Below are 16,027 nucleotides of genomic sequence, written 5' to 3' on the forward strand. Positions count from 1 at the left end.
CCGGTCGTTCAGACGAGCGACAGTTCCATGAGCACCGGTTGCGGCATGAGGTCGCGGTGCTGCCGGAACAGCCGGGGGAGTGTGCGGACGACCTCGAGACCGGCGCGCTCGTGGAGCGGACGCGATCGGCTGTTACCGATCAGCCGCACCTGCTTCAGGTGGCGGCGGCGGCCCACCTCGATCGCCTCCTGGACGAGACGCAGACCGATGCCGTGACCGCGGAGATTCGGCTCCACGCCCACCGAAGCGAGATACAGGACGTCCCCGCGCGGATTGTGGGATGCGGAAGGCAGGATCCGCTCGTAGTCGAGGTAGGATCGCGGAAAGTCACGCGTCCACAGGAGTCCGTTGGTCAGGCCGACGATCCGGGGCGCCTGGCCGGGGCGCTGCAGCTCGGCGAGCAGAAACGCCTCGGGCAGCGCGAACAGGCGCCTCTGCAGCTCGTTCAACGAAGCGCCCAGCCGGCCCCACACCCTCCTTTCGACGAGCGTCGCCTCCTCCAGATCGCCGGGCCGGGCGGGACGGATGACCACCCGCAGGATGGCCGCGCGCGCGGCGACGGACGAGACCCCCCGGCCGGGCGCGCCCCGCGGCGCCCCGGCGATCACCGAGCCCGATGGACCGGCCGCGCGCTGGCCCGAAGACGTCGTTCCCTGGTTGTCCTTCATCCGGTCCTCCGGGCGCCGCGAGCCTCGGCTCGTTCGTTGCTCCGCGGCGGGCGGAGACTCAGGAGCGCCGCGGGGAAGTGCTGCAGGATGTCGCGCGCGATGAGCGGCGCCTCGCCCACCTCGGCCGCTGCGAGGTCGCCGGCCAGCCCGTGCAGGTAGACACCCAGCCTGACCGCGTCGGTGGTCTCGATCCCCTGGGCCAGAAGACCCAGGAGGAGGCCGGTGAGGACGTCCCCGGACCCGCCGGTGGCCATGCCAGGATTGCCGGTGGGATTCACGTGCACCCGGCCCTCGGGTGTCGCGACCAGCGTCCGGTGTCCCTTGAGGACCAGATGGCAGCGATGGCGACGCGCGAACTCGCGCGCCAGCTGTAATCTGCGGGACTGCACGTCCTTGCCGGACATCCCCAGGAGACGCCCCATCTCTCCCGGGTGGGGGGTCAGGACGAGCGGGCGGAGCCGTCCGGAAAGGGCCGTCTCGTTCCCCGCGAAGGCGTTCACGCCGTCGGCATCCAGGACGACCGGCACGCGCGCCCGGCGCACCACATCGCGGACGATCCTGCACGTCTCCGGATGGGTGGTCAATCCCGGGCCGATGCCGATCGCCTGCTTCCCCTCGAGAAGGGCCAGGATCCGATTGAGCCCGGATTCGGCCAGGGTCCCCTCCGGGGTCTCGGGCAGTCCCTCGGTCATCACTTCCATCGCCCGCGAGACGAAGCCGGACTGCAGACCGCTCGGCACGGCAGCGGTCACCAGGCCGCAGCCCGCGCGCAGCGCGCCGAGAGCCGACATCCGCGCGGCCCCGCCCTTGCCGCGCGACCCGGCGACCACCAGGGCGTGACCGTAGTCCCCCTTGTGACTGTCGGCCCGGCGCTTCGGCAGGAGGGATGAGAGCTCCTCCGCGCGCAGCAGGTCCAGGTCGGCCCGCTCGGCGACGACCGCCTCGTTCGGCAGCCCGATGTCGACCACGTGCAGTCGCCCGCACATCGACTCGGCGGGAGGGAACACGTGAGGGAGCTTCGGCCGGACGAAAGCGACCGTGTGGTCCGCCCGCAGGCAGGGCCCCGGGATCTCGAAGGAATCGCCCGACAGACCGCTCGGGACATCGACGGCCAGCACCAGGGCACGCGCCGCGTTCACGTCTTCGATGACCGTCGCGAGGAACCCCTGCACGGGCCTCGACAGCCCGGTGCCGAGGATCCCGTCCACGATCAGATCGCTCGTGTCGAGAAGGGCGCGGGCGGTCCTCCATTCGCCCCGCCCGGTCACTTCGCGCGGCGGCGCGCCGAGCCGCGTGAGGGCCTTGAGGTTGACGAGGGCGCTGCCGCGCACGTCGCGGCGCCGGCCGAACAGGAGGGCGGCGAACGGAATCCCCTGGTTGTGGAGGTGCCGCGCCAGGACGAAGGTGTCTCCCCCATTGTTTCCACGCCCGCACAGAAGCAGGATGCGCCGCGTCCTGAGATCCCCCTCGATGCGCTGCAGGACCTCGAGCAGCCTCAGACCGGCATTCTCCATCAGGACGATTTCGGGCACACCGAACCGGGAGACGGCGCGCCTGTCGATATGGCGCATCTGTTGCGAGGTCAGTATTTCCACTACGGCGGCCCCCCGGGAAGTGGCCCACTTTACACAGGTCACCGGTCGGAATCAAGCGAAGCCCTCCCGTCTCGGCGACGCCCCTCACGGACGAGCGCGGTGACCGTTTTCCGCGCCGGACGGCGCGTTGACAGGGTCGCGAAGGGTCAAGGATAATCGCCGCTCCGCTCGATCTGTCGCGAAATTGCGACGAGCGGCACACTTGCGGAGCCGACGTGCTGCGTTTTCTGACGGCAGGGGAATCGCACGGTCCGGCCCTGGTCGCCATCCTGGACGGGATGCCGGCGGGGCTCGGGCTCCTGGCCGCCGACATCGACGTCGAGCTCAAGCGCCGGCAGCACGGCTACGGGCGCGGCGGGCGGATGAAGATCGAGCAGGACCGGGTCGCGATCCTTTCCGGCGTGCGGCACGGGCGCACCCTCGCCAGCCCGATCGCGCTCCAGATCGCCAACCGCGACTGGGCGAACTGGCAGAAGGCGATGGCGATCGAACCGGTCGACGTCGAGGACGTCGAGCGCAAGCGGGTCACGCGCCCGCGGCCCGGGCACGCCGATCTGGCCGGGGCCTTGAAGCACGACGTGGAGGACGCTCGCGACATCCTCGAGCGGGCCTCGGCGCGCGAGACGACGGCGCGCGTGGCCGTGGGGGCGGTGTGCAAGAAGTTCCTGCGGGAGTTCGACGTGGAGGTGGCGAGCCACACGGTGTCGCTGGGAGCGGCCGCGCTCCCTCCCCTGACCGAGGTGCCGTGGGATCGGATCGTGGCGGCGGAAGGGTCGCCGCTGCGCTGCGCGGACGCCGGAGTCGAGCAGAGGATGGTCGAGGAGATCGATCGCGCCATGCAGGCGCGCGACTCCGTGGGCGGCGCGTTCCAGGTCGTGGCGCGCGGCGTTCCCCCCGGTCTGGGGAGCCACAGGCACTGGGACCTGCGCCTGAACGCCCGGCTGGCGGCCGCGATCTGCTCGATCCAGTCGATCAAGGCGATCGCGATCGGGGACGGCGTCGAAGCCGCGGGAAGGATGGGGTCGGAGTTCCACGACGAGATTCACTACGACCGGCCGGCGCGGCGCTTCTACCGCACCTCGAATCACGCCGGCGGCCTGGAGGGGGGCATCACCAACGGCGAGGAGATCCGTGTGCGGGTCTACGTCAAGCCGCTGTCCACGCTGCCCAAGGCCCTGCACAGCGTCGATCTCAAATCGAAGGACGAGTTCCAGGCGCAGGTGGAGCGCACCGACGTATCGGCCATCGCCGCCGCGGGTGTCGTGGGCGAGGCGATGACCGCATTCGTCCTGGCCGAGGCGTTCCTGGAGAAGTTCGGCGGCGACTCGCTCAAGGAGATCACCCGGAACCACCGGGGATATCTCGAGCAGCTCCGGGAATTCTAGAGATCGGCGCGGCGATCGAGATCGCGCGCCGCCGGCAGTCCCGCCACGGCGCGGGCCAGAAGCGCCGCCCGCAGGATCGCCTCCTGCATCGCCTCGGTCGCCAGGGCCCCCACCACGAGAGGGTCGGCCCGGACCCTGCCGCGCGACAGGCAGAACACGACGTCCCCGTCGAAGCGCGTCCAGACGGGAGCGATGCAGCGCGCGCAGGCGACCTGGGCCGCTCTCGCCACGGAGGTGGCCTCGACCTTGGTCAGCCGGGCGTTCGTCGCCACCACGCCCAGCGTCGTGGAGGGAGGAGGCGGAGCGTCCCCCGTCGCGGCCGGGCGCCCGCGGGCGCGGGCACCCGCTCCGGCACGGAACGGGAGCCCGGCACGCAGAAGCTCCCGCGTCGTGCCGGGGAGAGCGGAGCCGTCCGGGCGGTCCCTCAGACCCGCGACGATCGAGCCGGTGCGCGGGTCGATGACGTCGCCCCAGGCGTTCACCACGGTCAGGGCGCCCACGACGAGCGCGCCCTTACGACGCGACGCCGAGCCGAGGCCCGATTTCATGGCGCGCCGGATGCCATGCATCTTGCCCACGCTGGCCCCCGTCCCCGCGCCCACGTTCCCCTGGAGAACCGGCCGCGAGGAGGCCGCCCGGCAGGCGCGCCGGGCCATGGCGGGGGTGGGGCGGGCGCGCGGGCTCCCCGCCGACAGATCGAAGAGAATCGCAGCCGGGACGATCGGCACGATGGCGTCGCGCACGCGGAAGCCGATCCCCCGTCGCTCGAGGAACGACATCACACCGGCCGCGGCATCGAGGCCGTAGGCACTGCCGCCGGACAGGAGGAGCGCGTGCACGACGGGGACCAGGTGCGCGGGCTCGCAGGGACCGGTGTCGCGCAGACCGGCCGCGAGACCGCGGACATCGAGGCCGGGGACGGCGCCGTCGCCGCACAGCACGACCGTGCAGCCGGTGAGGCCGCGGCTGTCCGTCGCGTGCCCGACGCGAAACCCCGGGACGTCGGTGAGGCTCGAGGCGGGACGGGCGCCGGGCATGCGACCGTATGCTAGCATGCGCCGGCCGAGCCTCCCTCGGCCCGGCGTTCATCAGGCGAGTGTCGTGAAGGACATCCCCGCGTTCGAGAGGATCTGGCGGCTCGTGGCCAGGGTGCCGCGCGGCCGGGTCGCGACCTACGGGCAGATCGCCCGCATGGCGGGGCTGGTCCATGGGGCGCGCACGGTCGGCTGGGCGCTCCGTGCCCTTCCGTCCGGTCACCGCGTGAAGGGCCGGCCGGTGCCCTGGCATCGCGTGATCAACGCGCAGGGATCGATCAGCCTGCGCGGCTGGGACGGCGGGGGAGCGTCGCGCCAGGCCGCGGCGCTGCGGCGCGAGGGAATCGTGCTACTGACCGGAGGCCGGATCGACCTGCGTCGTTACCGGTGGGCCGGCCCAGGGCGCTCCTCCTGAGGGGTCGCTCTCCAGCCCGAACTGCAGCTGGTACAGTCTGTGGTAGATGCCGCGCAGGAGGAGCAGGGCGCGGTGCGTCCCTTCCTCGACAATCCGGCCGTGGTGCATCACCAGGATGCGATCGGCCCCCACGATCGTCGAGAGACGGTGGGCGATGACGATCGACGTGCGCCCCTCGAGCAGGAGACGCAGGGCGTCCTGGATCAGGATCTCGGTCTCCGTGTCGACACTCGATGTCGCCTCGTCCAGAACCAGCACGGCCGGGTCGTAGGCCAGGGCCCTGGCGAACGACAGCAGCTGCTTCTGACCCACCGACAGGTTGCTGCCGCGCTCCCGCACCTCGTCCCCGAACCCCTTCGGGAGGCGCCGGATGAATCGGTCGGCGTGGACGAGACGCGCCGCCTCCTCGATGCGCTCCGGCGGCAGGCCGGGCCGGCCGAAGGCGATGTTCGAGGCGACGGTCCCCGTGAACAGGAAATGGTCCTGCTGGACGACACCGACCTGGCGCCTCAGGGAGGCGAGGGGAAAGGAGCGGATGTCCCGTCCGTCGATGCGGATCGTTCCGGAGCCGGGGTCGTAGAGGCGGATGAGAAGCTTGATGAGAGTCGTCTTTCCGGATCCGGTCGCGCCCACGATGGCCACCCTCTCCCCCGGCTCGACGCGCAGCCGGATGTCGTGCAGCACGTCCCCTCCATCCCGGTAGGCGAAGCGCACGTTCTCGAACTCGATCCTCCCCGCGACCCGATCCGGCAGCGCCACGGGCGTCGCGGGCGAGGTGATCGCCGGGCGCTCGTCCAGCAGGGAGAAGATCCGCTCCAGGGACGCCATGGCCGCCTGCAGGACGGCGTAGAACCCCGACAGGTCCTGGATGGGGCCGAAGAAGCGGGAGGTGTAGTTCAGGAAGGCGGCGAGGGTCCCGATCGTCACCGCGCCGCGCACGATGCTTCCTCCTCCGTACCAGAGGATGAGCGCGGTCGCCACGTTGCTCACCATCTCGATGATCGCGGAGAAGCCCGATTCGTAGACCACCGAGCGCAGCTCGGCGTCCCGGTGGTCGCGGTTGATCGCGTCGAACTCCCCCCGATTCACGTCCTCGCGCCGGAACAGCTGCACCAGGAGCATCCCGGAGATCGATTCCTGCAGGTAGGCGTTGATGCGCGCGATGCGCCGGCGCACGTCCCGGTATGACTGGCGGATGCGGCCGCGGAGCATGGCCGACAGGAGAAACAGGACGGGGGTGATGGCGAAGGTGACCAGGGCGAGCCGCCAGTCGAGCCACAGGAGGATGCCGACGATGGCGAGGAGCTTGACGCTGTCTCCCAGGAGCGACACCACCCCGGAGGAGAACAGGTCGGCGAGAGCCTCGATGTCGGTCGTGACGCGGGTCATCAGGCGACCGACGGGATAACGATCGAAGAAGGCCGAATCGAGCGACAGAAGGTGGCGGAACACCCGGTCACGCAGGTGCAGAATGACGTTCTGCCCCGTCAGCTCCATGGAATAGAGCTGGCCGTAACGCGCCAGGAGCTCGACGGTGACCGTGACCAGGTAAATCAGGACGAGTGCGGCGAGGCCGTGCCGGTCGCCCCGCGTCACATGCTCGTCGAAGAAAATCTTCAGCAGATAGGGCTGGAGAAGGTTCGCCCCCATGACCACGAACATCAGGGCGACCGACAGGGCGATCAAACGTGCCTGAGGCCGGACGAATTCCAGGAGCCGCCGCATCAGGCGGGCGTCGTAGGCCTTGCCGAGGACTTCGTCGTCGTGCGCCGTTCCGGTGCCGCTCACAGTCCTTCCAGCTCCCTCTCGATCTGCTGCTGCCTGTGCATGCGCGCGAACGGTCCGTCCCGCGCCAGGAGCTCCGCGGCGCTACCGGTCTCCGCCACGCGACCGTCCTCGAGGACCAGGATCCGGTCGGCCCCCATCACGGTCGAGACCCGGTGGGAGACCACGAATGTGGTGCGACGGCGCATGAACTCGCGGAGACCGGTCAGGATCGCCTCCTCCGTGTCCGCGTCGACGCTGCTCAAGGCGTCGTCCAGGATCAGGATGCGTGGATCGAGGAGGAGGGCCCGGGCCAGGGCCACGCGCTGGCGCTGACCGCCGGACAAGGTCACGCCGCGCTCCCCCACGAGCGTATCCAGGCCCTGGGGCAGATCCGGAAGGTCGCGCGTGATCTGCGCAACCCGCGCCACCTCTTCGATGCGCCTCCTGGAGGCCGCGGGACGTCCCAGCGCGATGTTCTCCGCGATGCTGCGCGAAAACAGGAAGGTCTCCTGCGGGACGACGCCGAGATGGGCGCGCAGATGGGCGGTCGGAATCGTGTTGAGGTCCCGCCCGTCGATCCGGATGGCCCCCGCGGGAACCGGATGGACGGCGGCCACGAGCTGGACCAGCGTCGATTTGCCCGCCCCGACCGGGCCGACGATTCCTACGGTGGTTCCCGCCGGCACATCGAGATCGATCCCCTGGAGGATCGGTCGTGCCTCCCGTCCTCCGTCCGGATACGAGAAGTCGAGGCGTCTGAAGGCGACGGAGCCGCTGATCTCGGGACCCGGCCCCGGGGCCCGGTCGCCGGGAAGGTCGCTGGTCTGCGACCGGATCTCCTGGACGCGCTGGATCGCCCCCAATCCCCGCTGGAACACGCCGAGGACCCAGCCCATCATCACGGTCGGCCCGGACAGGAGCGTCTGGTACGCCAGGAAGGCGATCAGGGCGCCGGGCGTGAGGGTGTGGGCCATGACGTGGAGCCCGCCGATCCAGAGCACCACGAGCGTGCTCGTCTTGTCGATGCCTCCCATCAGGGCCACGATCAGCCCGCGGCTCCTGGCCAGGAGGAGCGAGCGGCGCCGGTACTCCCGGCTGAGCTCGGCGAACGCCTCGACCTCCCCCGCCTCGCGAGAGTAGGCCTTGACCATGTTGATGCCGCTCAAGGTCTCCTGGGCCTCGTTGCTGATCTCGGCCAGCTGCTGCTGTGTCCGGTTGCTGCGCTCATGGATCGTCCGGCTGACCCGGAACACGCCGGCCAGGATGATCGGGTAGGGGAGGACCGCCGCAAGGGTCAGGGTCGGATCGAGGAGCGCCATGAGAGGGAGCCCCGCGGAGTACAGCAGGACCACATTGAGGACGCTGAGGATACCGGGTCCGAACAGCGATCGAATCAGCATCAGGTCGTTCACCGCGCGGGACATGATTTCCCCGGTGCGGTGGCGGGCGTAGAACGACGCCGGCAGGGTCTGGAGGTGCGCGAACAGGTCGTTGCGGATGTCGTAGACGATGCGCCGGGAGGCGCCGAGGATGTGCAGGCGCGACCAGGTGCGGATCACAGCCAGGACGAGCGCGGCCGCGACGATGGCCAGGGCGTAAGACCAGTACGGGACGGGGCGCGGGCCCGGACCCAGGGAGTCGATCGCCTCCTTCAACAGCCAGGGGATGATCAGCGTCAGGGCATTGGTCACGATGAGGCAGAGAAGTCCCAGGAGGAACGGCCTGCGGTAGAGTCGAAGGTAACGGAGGATCAACGACACGCGCGGGGTCAGCCGCGCGGGGCGACCAGGCTCCCCGACTGCGGCGTCGCGGTGGCCGGTCGGTCCGGCAGAAGGTCCATGAGGAAGTTTTCGATGAGGAGCTGCCGGTTCCCCTTGTGGCGAATGGACTCCAGGGTCGATTCCAGCGCCTCCAGGGCGGTCCCCGCCCTGGCTTGGAGGCCGCCCGCAACCTCGCGCAGCCTCGGCACGATGTCCACGTTGACGAGGACGGCCTCGCTGCCGGGGGACGCCCCCACGATCAGGGCGTCGCGCAGCAGGGTCAGGAGGATTTGAAGGTCCTCCTCAACCGATTCCCCGCCGTGCACCATCGCCTCGGCGCGCGCCACGGCCAGGCCGGGGTCGCCGCGCCCCGCCATCTCGAGCAGAAGCGCCACGAGGACTTCGCGCCGCCTCCGGAATTCCTCGACGTCGAGGTCGAGGGCCGCGCCGATGCGGCCGCCGGACAGGCCGGCGCGCAGCACCGACTCCTCGGCCCCCATGTCGCGCCGCTCGACGAGGTACGACACGATCCCGGTGCGCGGCACGAGCTGGAACGGAACGGCCTGGCAGCGCGATCGCAGGGTGGGAAGAAGCGCGTGCCACGACGGCGTGACGAGGATCAGGATGGCGTATGGAGGGGGCTCCTCCAGGGTCTTCAGGAGGGCGTTCGCGGCCGCGGCCTCCATGCGGTGCGCCTGGTCCACGATCAGGATCGAGTGACGCCCTTCCGAGGGCCGGCGTTGAAGGAAGCCGATTCCCTGACGCACGCGGTCGATCAGGACGGACCACACCGGATTCCGGAGCGCGTCCGCCTGCGCCGCCTGCGGATCGACACCGGCGGTCGTCTCCTCATCGGGCGCCGGCCGATCGAAGTCGGACTTCTTCTCGGGGAGAACAAGACGGACGTCGGGATGCACCAGGACCGTCCCGGTGATTCGCCGGCAGGAGCGGCACGCGTCGCACGGCCGCCCTTGATCGGCGCCGCAGAGCAGCGTCCGGCAGACGAGCAGCGCCGCCGAGAGCTTCCCGACACCCGGAGGACCGTGGAACACGAGAGACGGGAAGAGCCTGTCCTCCTCCAGGGCCCGCTGCAGCGCGGAGGTGGCGCGCGGCTGACCCACGATGATCTCGTCCAGAGGACGCACCCGCCGCGGGCTCACCCGCGGGCGCTCCGGACGGGCAGATGCTTCGCGATCGTCTCGATGACCCGGAGATGGACTTCGTCGACCGAGCCGCGGGCGTCCAGGACGGCGAAACGCTCCGGTTCGTGCCCGGACATTTCGAGGTAACCCGATCGGACGCGCTCGTGGAACGCCAGGTCCTCCTGCTCGAAGCGCGTCTGGTCCTGGGAGCCGCCGTGCTCGCGCTCGCGGGCGCGCTTGAGCGCCAGACCCGCGTCGATGTCGAACAGGAGTGTCAGGTCGGGGCGGAGCGCCAGGGTCTTGAGATCGTGCAGGGCGTCGATCAGGTCGAGCGGGATGCCGCGGCCGTACCCCTGGTATGCGAACGTCGCGTCCTTGAAGCGATCGCACAGCACGAGGCGGCCGGCGTCGAGGGCCGGACGGATGACCTGGTCGACGTGCTGGGCGCGGGCCGCGGCGTACAGAAGGAGCTCGCAGACCGGCGTCATGACGGAGTTCCGGGGGTCGAGGACGAGCCTGCGGATCTGGTCGCCTATCGGCGTGCCGCCCGGCTCCCGGGTCAGGACGTGATCGATCCCTCGGTCCTCGAAGGAGTTCGACAGAAGCTGGATCTGCGTCGTCTTGCCGGATCCTTCGATTCCCTCGAAGGTGATGAAGTGGATCGGACGGGGGCTCGCTGTCATAGGCTCCGCGGACGGGCGGACATCCTAGCACACTCTGCTATACTCGGCGGCGGAGGAAGGATGCGCCTCTGCTTTCAGTGCGGCCAGGAGATTCCGGCCGGCCGCACTGTTCCGCGCGACGCGGAATGTCCGCACTGCTCTTCGGATCTGCACTGCTGCCGCAACTGCCGGTTCTACGACCCCGCCGTGAGCAACCAGTGCCGTGAGCCACAGGCCGACTGGGTGACGGAGAAGATCAAGGGGAATTTCTGCGAGTTCTTCAGCTTCCTCGAGGGGGCTCGACCGCGTGCCGCGCCGGGAGACGCCTCATCGGCGCGCGACCGCTTCAACAAGCTGTTCCGCGGTTAGAGCCCGGTCCGGAGCCGCGGGCCACGCGCGCGGCCCGCGGTCAGGCGGCGGACGTCGTGCCGCCGCGCCCCCCGAAGTAGTCACGCGCCCGCTGAACGTCCTTGCGGACCTGAGCGACGAGGGCCTCGGCGGAATCGAACTTGAGCTCCGGGCGCAGCCGCGCCAGGAAGCGGACCTCGATCGGCTGGCCGTAGAGATCGCCGGGGGCATCCAGGATGTGCGTTTCGACCGCGTAGGACGCCGCCACGAACGTCGGGCGGGACCCGATGTTGGTGACGGCGGGGTGTGGCACGCCGTCGAGCGCGGCTTCCGTGACGTACACGCCGTCCTGCGGCATGAGCTCGTTCGGGCTCTCGAGATTGGCCGTGGGGAACCCCAGCCGGGCACCGCGCGACTCACCATGGATCACCGTCCCCTCGATCACGTAGGGACGACCGAGCAGCTCGCGCGCGAGCTCGACTTCCCCCGACTGGATCGCGCGCCGGATGCGACTGCTGCTGATCGGACTGTCGAGGGATCGCACTTCCTCGACCTGTGCCGCCCGGATGCCCACCTCACCGCAGAGACGGATCAGCATCTCCGCATTGCCGGCCCGGTCCCGCCCGAAATTGAAGTTCGCGCCGACGTGGACCTCCTTCACGCCCAGGCCCTCGGCCAGGTACTGCCTGACGAACTGCTCCGCGGTCACCTCGGCGAGCTCCACCGTGAACGGCAGGATCAGCAGGAACTCGAGACCGGTGGAGTCGATGAGCGCGAGCTTCTGCCGGCGGGTGGTCAGCATGCGTGGCGCGCGCTCCGGGGCGAGGATCTTCAAGGGGTGCGGGTCGAAGGTGATGAGCAGGCTGCTGCCGCCGGTCTCACGGCTGCGGGACAGGACGGTCCTGACGATCGCCTGGTGTCCGCGGTGCAGACCGTCGAAATTTCCGATGGTGGCGATCGGCGCACGCAGGTGCGCGCGCAGGAGCTCGATGTCGTCGAAAATCTTCATGCTCCGGACCGCAGAAGCGACAGGGTGGCGAGGATCCGCAGCGCGAGGTTGGCGTAGGCGCCGGCGATGAGATCGTCGACGACGATCCCCCAGCCGCCGGGGAGGCCCTCGGCGGCCCGCGCAGGGGGCGGCTTCAGAATGTCCATCACCCGGAACAGCACGAACCCCAGGACGACCGTGAGAGGGCCGGCGGGAAGATACAGGAGCGTCACGAACATCCCGGCGGCTTCGTCGATCACGACCGGCGACGGATCCTTCAGCCCCATGGCCCGGGCCGCCGGTCCGGAGGTCCCGATGGCGATGGCGGACAGGACGCCGGTCGCGAGCGCGAAACCCCAGGGCGGCAGCCACAGCGACAGAAGGACCGCGGGGGGAATGGCGGCCAGGGTGCCGAAGGTTCCGGGGACGACGGGGGCACGCCCCGCGCCGAACAGGGTGGCGACCAGCACGGCGGCTCTCGTTCCTGGACCCCGCTCCATCACGGTCGGCGGCCGTCGGGGCCGGGGCCGATCGCCGCGCCCACGAGGTCGTACGGGTGCGCCTCGTCGATGCGCACCTGGACGAACGCTCCCGGATTCAGCGGGCCCGGAGCGTCGGTGAGGATGACCCGGCCGTCGATCTCGGGCGCCTGCCCCTCCGTCCGGCCGCACAGAAGCAGGTCGCTGTCCTCGGGCGGTCCGTCGATCAGCACCTCCACGACCCGGCCCACGAGTGCCTGGGCACGGCGCGCGGCGATGTCCTCCTGGATGGCCATCAGCGCGGCGCGGCGCTCCTCCTTCACCTCCGCGGGAACGTCGTCCGGGAGGTCGGCGGCGGACGTCCCCTTCTCCTCCGAGTAGGTGAAGACACCGACGTGATCGAACTCGGCGCCCCGCACGAACGAGCAGAGCGTCTGGAACTGCCTATCGCTCTCGCCCGGGAAGCCGACGATGAAGGTCGTGCGCAGGGCGATCCCCGGCACGCTCGCGCGCAGCGTCTCCAGGAGCCTCGTATGCGTCGCCGCGCTGCCGCCGCGCCGCATGGCCTTCAGAAGCGACGCGTCGGCGTGCTGCAGCGGCAGGTCCAGATAGCGCGCCACGCGACGGCACGACGCGAGCGCTCCGACGAACTCGGGTGTGATCCGGTTGGGATAGGCGTAGAGGACCCGGATCCAGCGGAGACCTTCGACGTCGTCGAGCGCCCGCAGGAGACCCGAGGCGTCGGTGCCGTCCTTGAGGTCGGACCCGTAGTCGGTCGTGTCCTGGGCAATCAGGTTGATCTCGACCACGCCCTGCGCCGCCAGGCGCCGGGCTTCTTCGACGATCGATGCGATCGACCGCGAGCGCTGCAGACCGCGGAAGGACGGAATGGCGCAGAACGAGCAGGTGTGGTCGCACCCCTCCGAGATCTTGAGATACGCGGAATGTCCGGGCGTCGCCAGCAGCCGCGGCGAGGCTTCGCTGTACAGATAGGTCGCGCGTTCCCGGCTCGGCTCGAAGCGCGCCCCGGTCTCCAGGACGCAGGCCTCCGCGATGCGCTCGATGTCGTTCAGACCGACCAGGGCGTCGATCTCGGGGATCGCCGCCCGGAGCTCGTCGTGGTTGCGCTGCACCATGCAGCCCGCGACGACCAGCCTGCGGCAGCGGCCGGTCTTCTTGAACTCGGCCATCTCCAGGATCGTCTCGATCGACTCCCGCCGGGCGGGCTCGATGAAGGTGCAGGTATTGACGACGATCACGTCCGCCTCGGACGGATCGCGCGTCAGATCGTACCCTCCGCGCCGAAGCGTGCCGAGCATGACCTCGGTGTCCACCAGGTTCTTCGGGCAACCGAGACTGACCATCCCGACCTTGATCAACAGGGCGTCCTTCTCAAGGATAAAGCCGGTTGAGAGTGCGCGGGTAGGGGATCGCCTCGCGCAGGTGGTGGATGCCGGCCACCCAGGAGACGAAACGCTCGATCCCCATCCCGAAGCCGGCGTGCGGCACCGAGCCGTACTTGCGGATGTCGAGGTACCAGCGGAACGCCTCGAGCGGCAGCCCCTGCTCCTGGATACGCCGCAGGAGGAGGTCGTGATCGTGGATGCGCTGGCTGCCGCCGATGATCTCGCCGTACCCCTCGGGCGCCAGGACGTCGACGCACAGCGCGCGCTCCGGTGTCTGCGGATCGGGCTGCATGTAGAAGGCCTTGATGGCCGCCGGGTAGTGCGTGATCATCACCGGACGCTCCAGCTTTTCGGTGAGGACGGTCTCGTCGAATCCTCCGAAATCGTCGCCCCGGACGAACGGCGGCGCGTCCTGCTCCCTCGCGCGCGCCTGCACATCCGGCCGCAGCAGGAGGGCCGCCGCCTCGTCATAGGTCATCCGGGGGAACGGCTTCCTCACGGTCTCGAGCCTTGCGGTGTCGCGCTCGAGGGTCTTCAGCTCGGCGCGGCAGCGATCCAGGGCCCGCGCCACCAGGGCGACGATGAAGTCCTCGGCCAGGTCGAGAAGATCCGGGAGCTCGGCGTACGCCACCTCCGGCTCCACCATCCAGAACTCGGTGAGGTGCCGGCGTGTCTTCGACTTCTCGGCGCGGAAGGTCGGCCCGAAGCAGTACACGCGGCCGAACGCCATCGCCGCGGGCTCCAGGTAGAGCTGGCCGGACTGGCTCAGGTACGCCTTCTGGTCGAAGTAATCGGTCTGGAACAAAGTGGACGTGCCCTCGCACGCGGCCGGCGTCAGGATGGGCGAGTCGATCAGCACGAAGTCGCGCTCGTAGAAGAAATCGCGGATCGCCTGCGAGATCTCGCTCCTGAGCCTCAGGAGGGCGTGCTGCCTGGAGGAGCGCAGCCAGAGGTGGCGGTGGTCGAGGAGAAAGTCGGGCCCGTGCTCCTTCGGGCTGATCGGATAGTCGTGCGCCAGCTGGTGAACGACGATCGACCGGAGCTGCATCTCGTGGCCCCCTGGGGCGCGATCGTCCTTGCGGATGACTCCGGTCACATCCAGAGACGATTCCTGCGTCACTCTCTGGCAGGTCTCGAAGACCGAGGGGCCGACCTCCGGCTGGAAGGCCACCGCCTGCAGGTACCCGGTCCCGTCACGGATGATCAGGAAGGCCAGCTTCCCCTTCTCCCGCTTGTTGTACAGCCAGCCGCGGACCCGGACCTCCTGTCCGTCGTGGGCGCCGATGGTCCTGATGGTCGTCGTGTGCATGAACGCTCCGGTGAGAGGCGGGAATTATAGGGGTCGCGTGAGAACGGGGTCAAGGAACGGACCGGAGGGCCCGCGGCGGGCGGGTGATATAACTAGCGCGTGCGCGAGGCTTCCCGGTCGGCTCCGGAGTCGTCGGTCGTCGGCAGGAGAGACGCGATCATGCCGCCTCCCGACCCGATCGTGCTGCGCGTCTGCGGCGCCGGCGACCGCGCCTCCGTCGAGCGCCTCGGACACCCGCCTGCTGTGGCGGCCATCCTCTGCCCGTCGCTGCCGCGCCGGATGGCGTGGCGTGTCTCCGGTACGCGCGCCGTCTCGGTCGCCGCCGTGGAGAGGCGCACCGGCACCGTGCTGGGCTGCGTGCAATTCCTGCGATCGCGCCGATCGCCTCACACCTGGATGTTCGGACACTGGCGCGTGGCCCCTGCCGTACGGAAGCGAGGCATCGGCCGGAGCCTCCTCCTCGAAGGGGCCCGGGGGCTGACCGGGGCGCGGCGACTCTATTCCTACGTCGAGTGGGACAACGAAGGTTCGAAGGAGGCGCACGCCCGGCTCGGCTTCGAGTCCGGAAGCACGCTGCGCGGCAGCGCGACCCTGGGAGCCCTCTCCACGATCGGGGCTGCCACCCCCGCCCTCAGGCTGGACGCGGTACGGACGCGCGACTGGGACGTCCTGTTCGCGATCTACGCCCGGGCGATGGGAAGTCTGTGGCTGAGGCTCCATCCCGGGCTCGGCCCGCGCAACTTCCTGGATGGGGCCCCCGGCGGGCTGCGCGCGATCGCGGTCGCCGTGGCGCGCGGGGGTCCGGCGGGGAAGGGAGCCGCCGCGGGGCTCGTGATCTGGGCGGGGACGGGCCCGGTGCTCTTCGCCGATCCCGCCGCCTGCGACGCCGGGCTCCTGGCGCGCTCGGCCCTCCAGATCCTCGCGACGAGATCGCGCCGCGACGACGAGATCCGACTCCGCGGACTGCCCCGATCCCTGGCGGATCGCCCGGGGCCGATCCGGTTCCAGGAGCTGATGGGAATGCCGGATGTCCGCACGCAGTGGCGAGGTTGAGACGCCCCCGGCGGCG

15 protein-coding genes are annotated in these 16,027 nt (G+C 70.1%); 4 read left to right on the plus strand and 11 right to left on the minus strand.

The genetic code is table 11. The annotated features are described in order from the left end of the window. Positions 1-8 precede the first annotated feature (8 nt). Both VEW47_12780 and VEW47_12785 read right to left on the minus strand, forming a co-directional pair. On the minus strand, positions 9-668 hold the full coding sequence (locus VEW47_12780) for a GNAT family N-acetyltransferase (protein HYS06059.1): 660 nt from the start codon (positions 666-668) through the stop codon (positions 9-11). Continuing rightward, on the minus strand, positions 665-2,239 hold the full coding sequence (locus tag VEW47_12785) for an NAD(P)H-hydrate dehydratase (GenBank protein ID HYS06060.1): 1,575 nt from the start codon (positions 2,237-2,239) through the stop codon (positions 665-667). The genes VEW47_12780 and VEW47_12785 overlap by 4 nt, the downstream gene beginning before the upstream one ends. Before the next feature lie 239 nt (positions 2,240-2,478). Between VEW47_12785 and aroC the strand changes: the two genes are divergently transcribed. Then, on the plus strand, positions 2,479-3,648 hold the full coding sequence (aroC, locus tag VEW47_12790; GenBank protein ID HYS06061.1) for a chorismate synthase: 1,170 nt from the start codon (positions 2,479-2,481) through the stop codon (positions 3,646-3,648). Here aroC and VEW47_12795 read toward each other — a convergent pair. After that, a complete protein-coding gene (locus VEW47_12795) occupies positions 3,645-4,703 on the minus strand; it encodes a P1 family peptidase (GenBank protein HYS06062.1) in 1,059 nt (352 codons plus the stop codon). The two genes, aroC and VEW47_12795, sit on opposite strands and share 4 nt — an antisense overlap. A 46-nt stretch (positions 4,704-4,749) precedes the next feature. On the opposite strand from VEW47_12795, the gene VEW47_12800 reads away from it, so the two are divergent. Further along, positions 4,750-5,097, plus strand: a complete 348-nt coding sequence (locus tag VEW47_12800; GenBank protein ID HYS06063.1) for an MGMT family protein — start codon at positions 4,750-4,752, stop codon at positions 5,095-5,097. Here VEW47_12800 and VEW47_12805 read toward each other — a convergent pair. The 4 genes from VEW47_12805 to tmk are packed head-to-tail and all read right to left on the minus strand — an operon-like array spanning position 5,032 to position 10,449. Further along, the gene (locus VEW47_12805; GenBank protein HYS06064.1) at positions 5,032-6,885 is read right to left on the minus strand and encodes an ABC transporter ATP-binding protein; all 1,854 of its coding nucleotides are present in this window, start codon (positions 6,883-6,885) and stop codon (positions 5,032-5,034) included. The two genes, VEW47_12800 and VEW47_12805, sit on opposite strands and share 66 nt — an antisense overlap. Beyond that, positions 6,882-8,624: an ABC transporter ATP-binding protein gene (locus VEW47_12810; protein ID HYS06065.1), complete on the minus strand. Its 1,743-nt coding sequence runs from the start codon at positions 8,622-8,624 to the stop codon at positions 6,882-6,884. The genes VEW47_12805 and VEW47_12810 overlap by 4 nt, the downstream gene beginning before the upstream one ends. Before the next feature lie 8 nt (positions 8,625-8,632). Beyond that, positions 8,633-9,784: a hypothetical protein gene (locus tag VEW47_12815; GenBank protein ID HYS06066.1), complete on the minus strand. Its 1,152-nt coding sequence runs from the start codon at positions 9,782-9,784 to the stop codon at positions 8,633-8,635. Continuing rightward, positions 9,781-10,449, minus strand: coding sequence for a dTMP kinase (tmk, locus tag VEW47_12820; protein HYS06067.1), 669 nt, complete (start codon positions 10,447-10,449; stop codon positions 9,781-9,783). The genes VEW47_12815 and tmk overlap by 4 nt, the downstream gene beginning before the upstream one ends. Positions 10,450-10,509: 60 nt before the next feature. On the opposite strand from tmk, the gene VEW47_12825 reads away from it, so the two are divergent. Beyond that, positions 10,510-10,797: a hypothetical protein gene (locus tag VEW47_12825; protein ID HYS06068.1), complete on the plus strand. Its 288-nt coding sequence runs from the start codon at positions 10,510-10,512 to the stop codon at positions 10,795-10,797. A 40-nt stretch (positions 10,798-10,837) separates the two neighbouring features. Here VEW47_12825 and VEW47_12830 read toward each other — a convergent pair whose 3' ends face one another. From VEW47_12830 to asnS, 4 genes are read right to left on the minus strand one after another with little or no spacing between them, the layout of a single operon-like run. Further along, positions 10,838-11,785, minus strand: coding sequence for a bifunctional riboflavin kinase/FAD synthetase (locus tag VEW47_12830; GenBank protein ID HYS06069.1), 948 nt, complete (start codon positions 11,783-11,785; stop codon positions 10,838-10,840). Next, the gene (locus VEW47_12835; protein ID HYS06070.1) at positions 11,782-12,234 is read right to left on the minus strand and encodes a phosphatidylglycerophosphatase A; all 453 of its coding nucleotides are present in this window, start codon (positions 12,232-12,234) and stop codon (positions 11,782-11,784) included. Before VEW47_12835 ends, VEW47_12830 begins: the two co-directional genes overlap by 4 nt. 29 nt (positions 12,235-12,263) lie before the next feature. Continuing rightward, on the minus strand, positions 12,264-13,622 hold the full coding sequence (gene rimO / locus VEW47_12840) for a 30S ribosomal protein S12 methylthiotransferase RimO (protein HYS06071.1): 1,359 nt from the start codon (positions 13,620-13,622) through the stop codon (positions 12,264-12,266). A gap of 13 nt (positions 13,623-13,635) precedes the next feature. Next, positions 13,636-14,958: an asparagine--tRNA ligase gene (gene asnS / locus VEW47_12845; protein ID HYS06072.1), complete on the minus strand. Its 1,323-nt coding sequence runs from the start codon at positions 14,956-14,958 to the stop codon at positions 13,636-13,638. A 159-nt stretch (positions 14,959-15,117) separates the two neighbouring features. Here asnS and VEW47_12850 point away from each other — a divergent pair, with 159 nt between their 5' ends. Further along, positions 15,118-16,011 carry a GNAT family N-acetyltransferase gene (locus tag VEW47_12850; GenBank protein HYS06073.1) on the plus strand — a complete coding sequence of 298 codons (894 nt, stop codon included), beginning with the start codon at positions 15,118-15,120 and terminating at the stop codon, positions 16,009-16,011. Positions 16,012-16,027: the final 16 nt, after the last annotated feature.

Source organism: Candidatus Dormiibacterota bacterium (genome assembly GCA_035635555.1).
Lineage (GTDB): Bacteria > Acidobacteriota > Polarisedimenticolia > Gp22-AA2 > Gp22-AA2 > Gp22-AA3.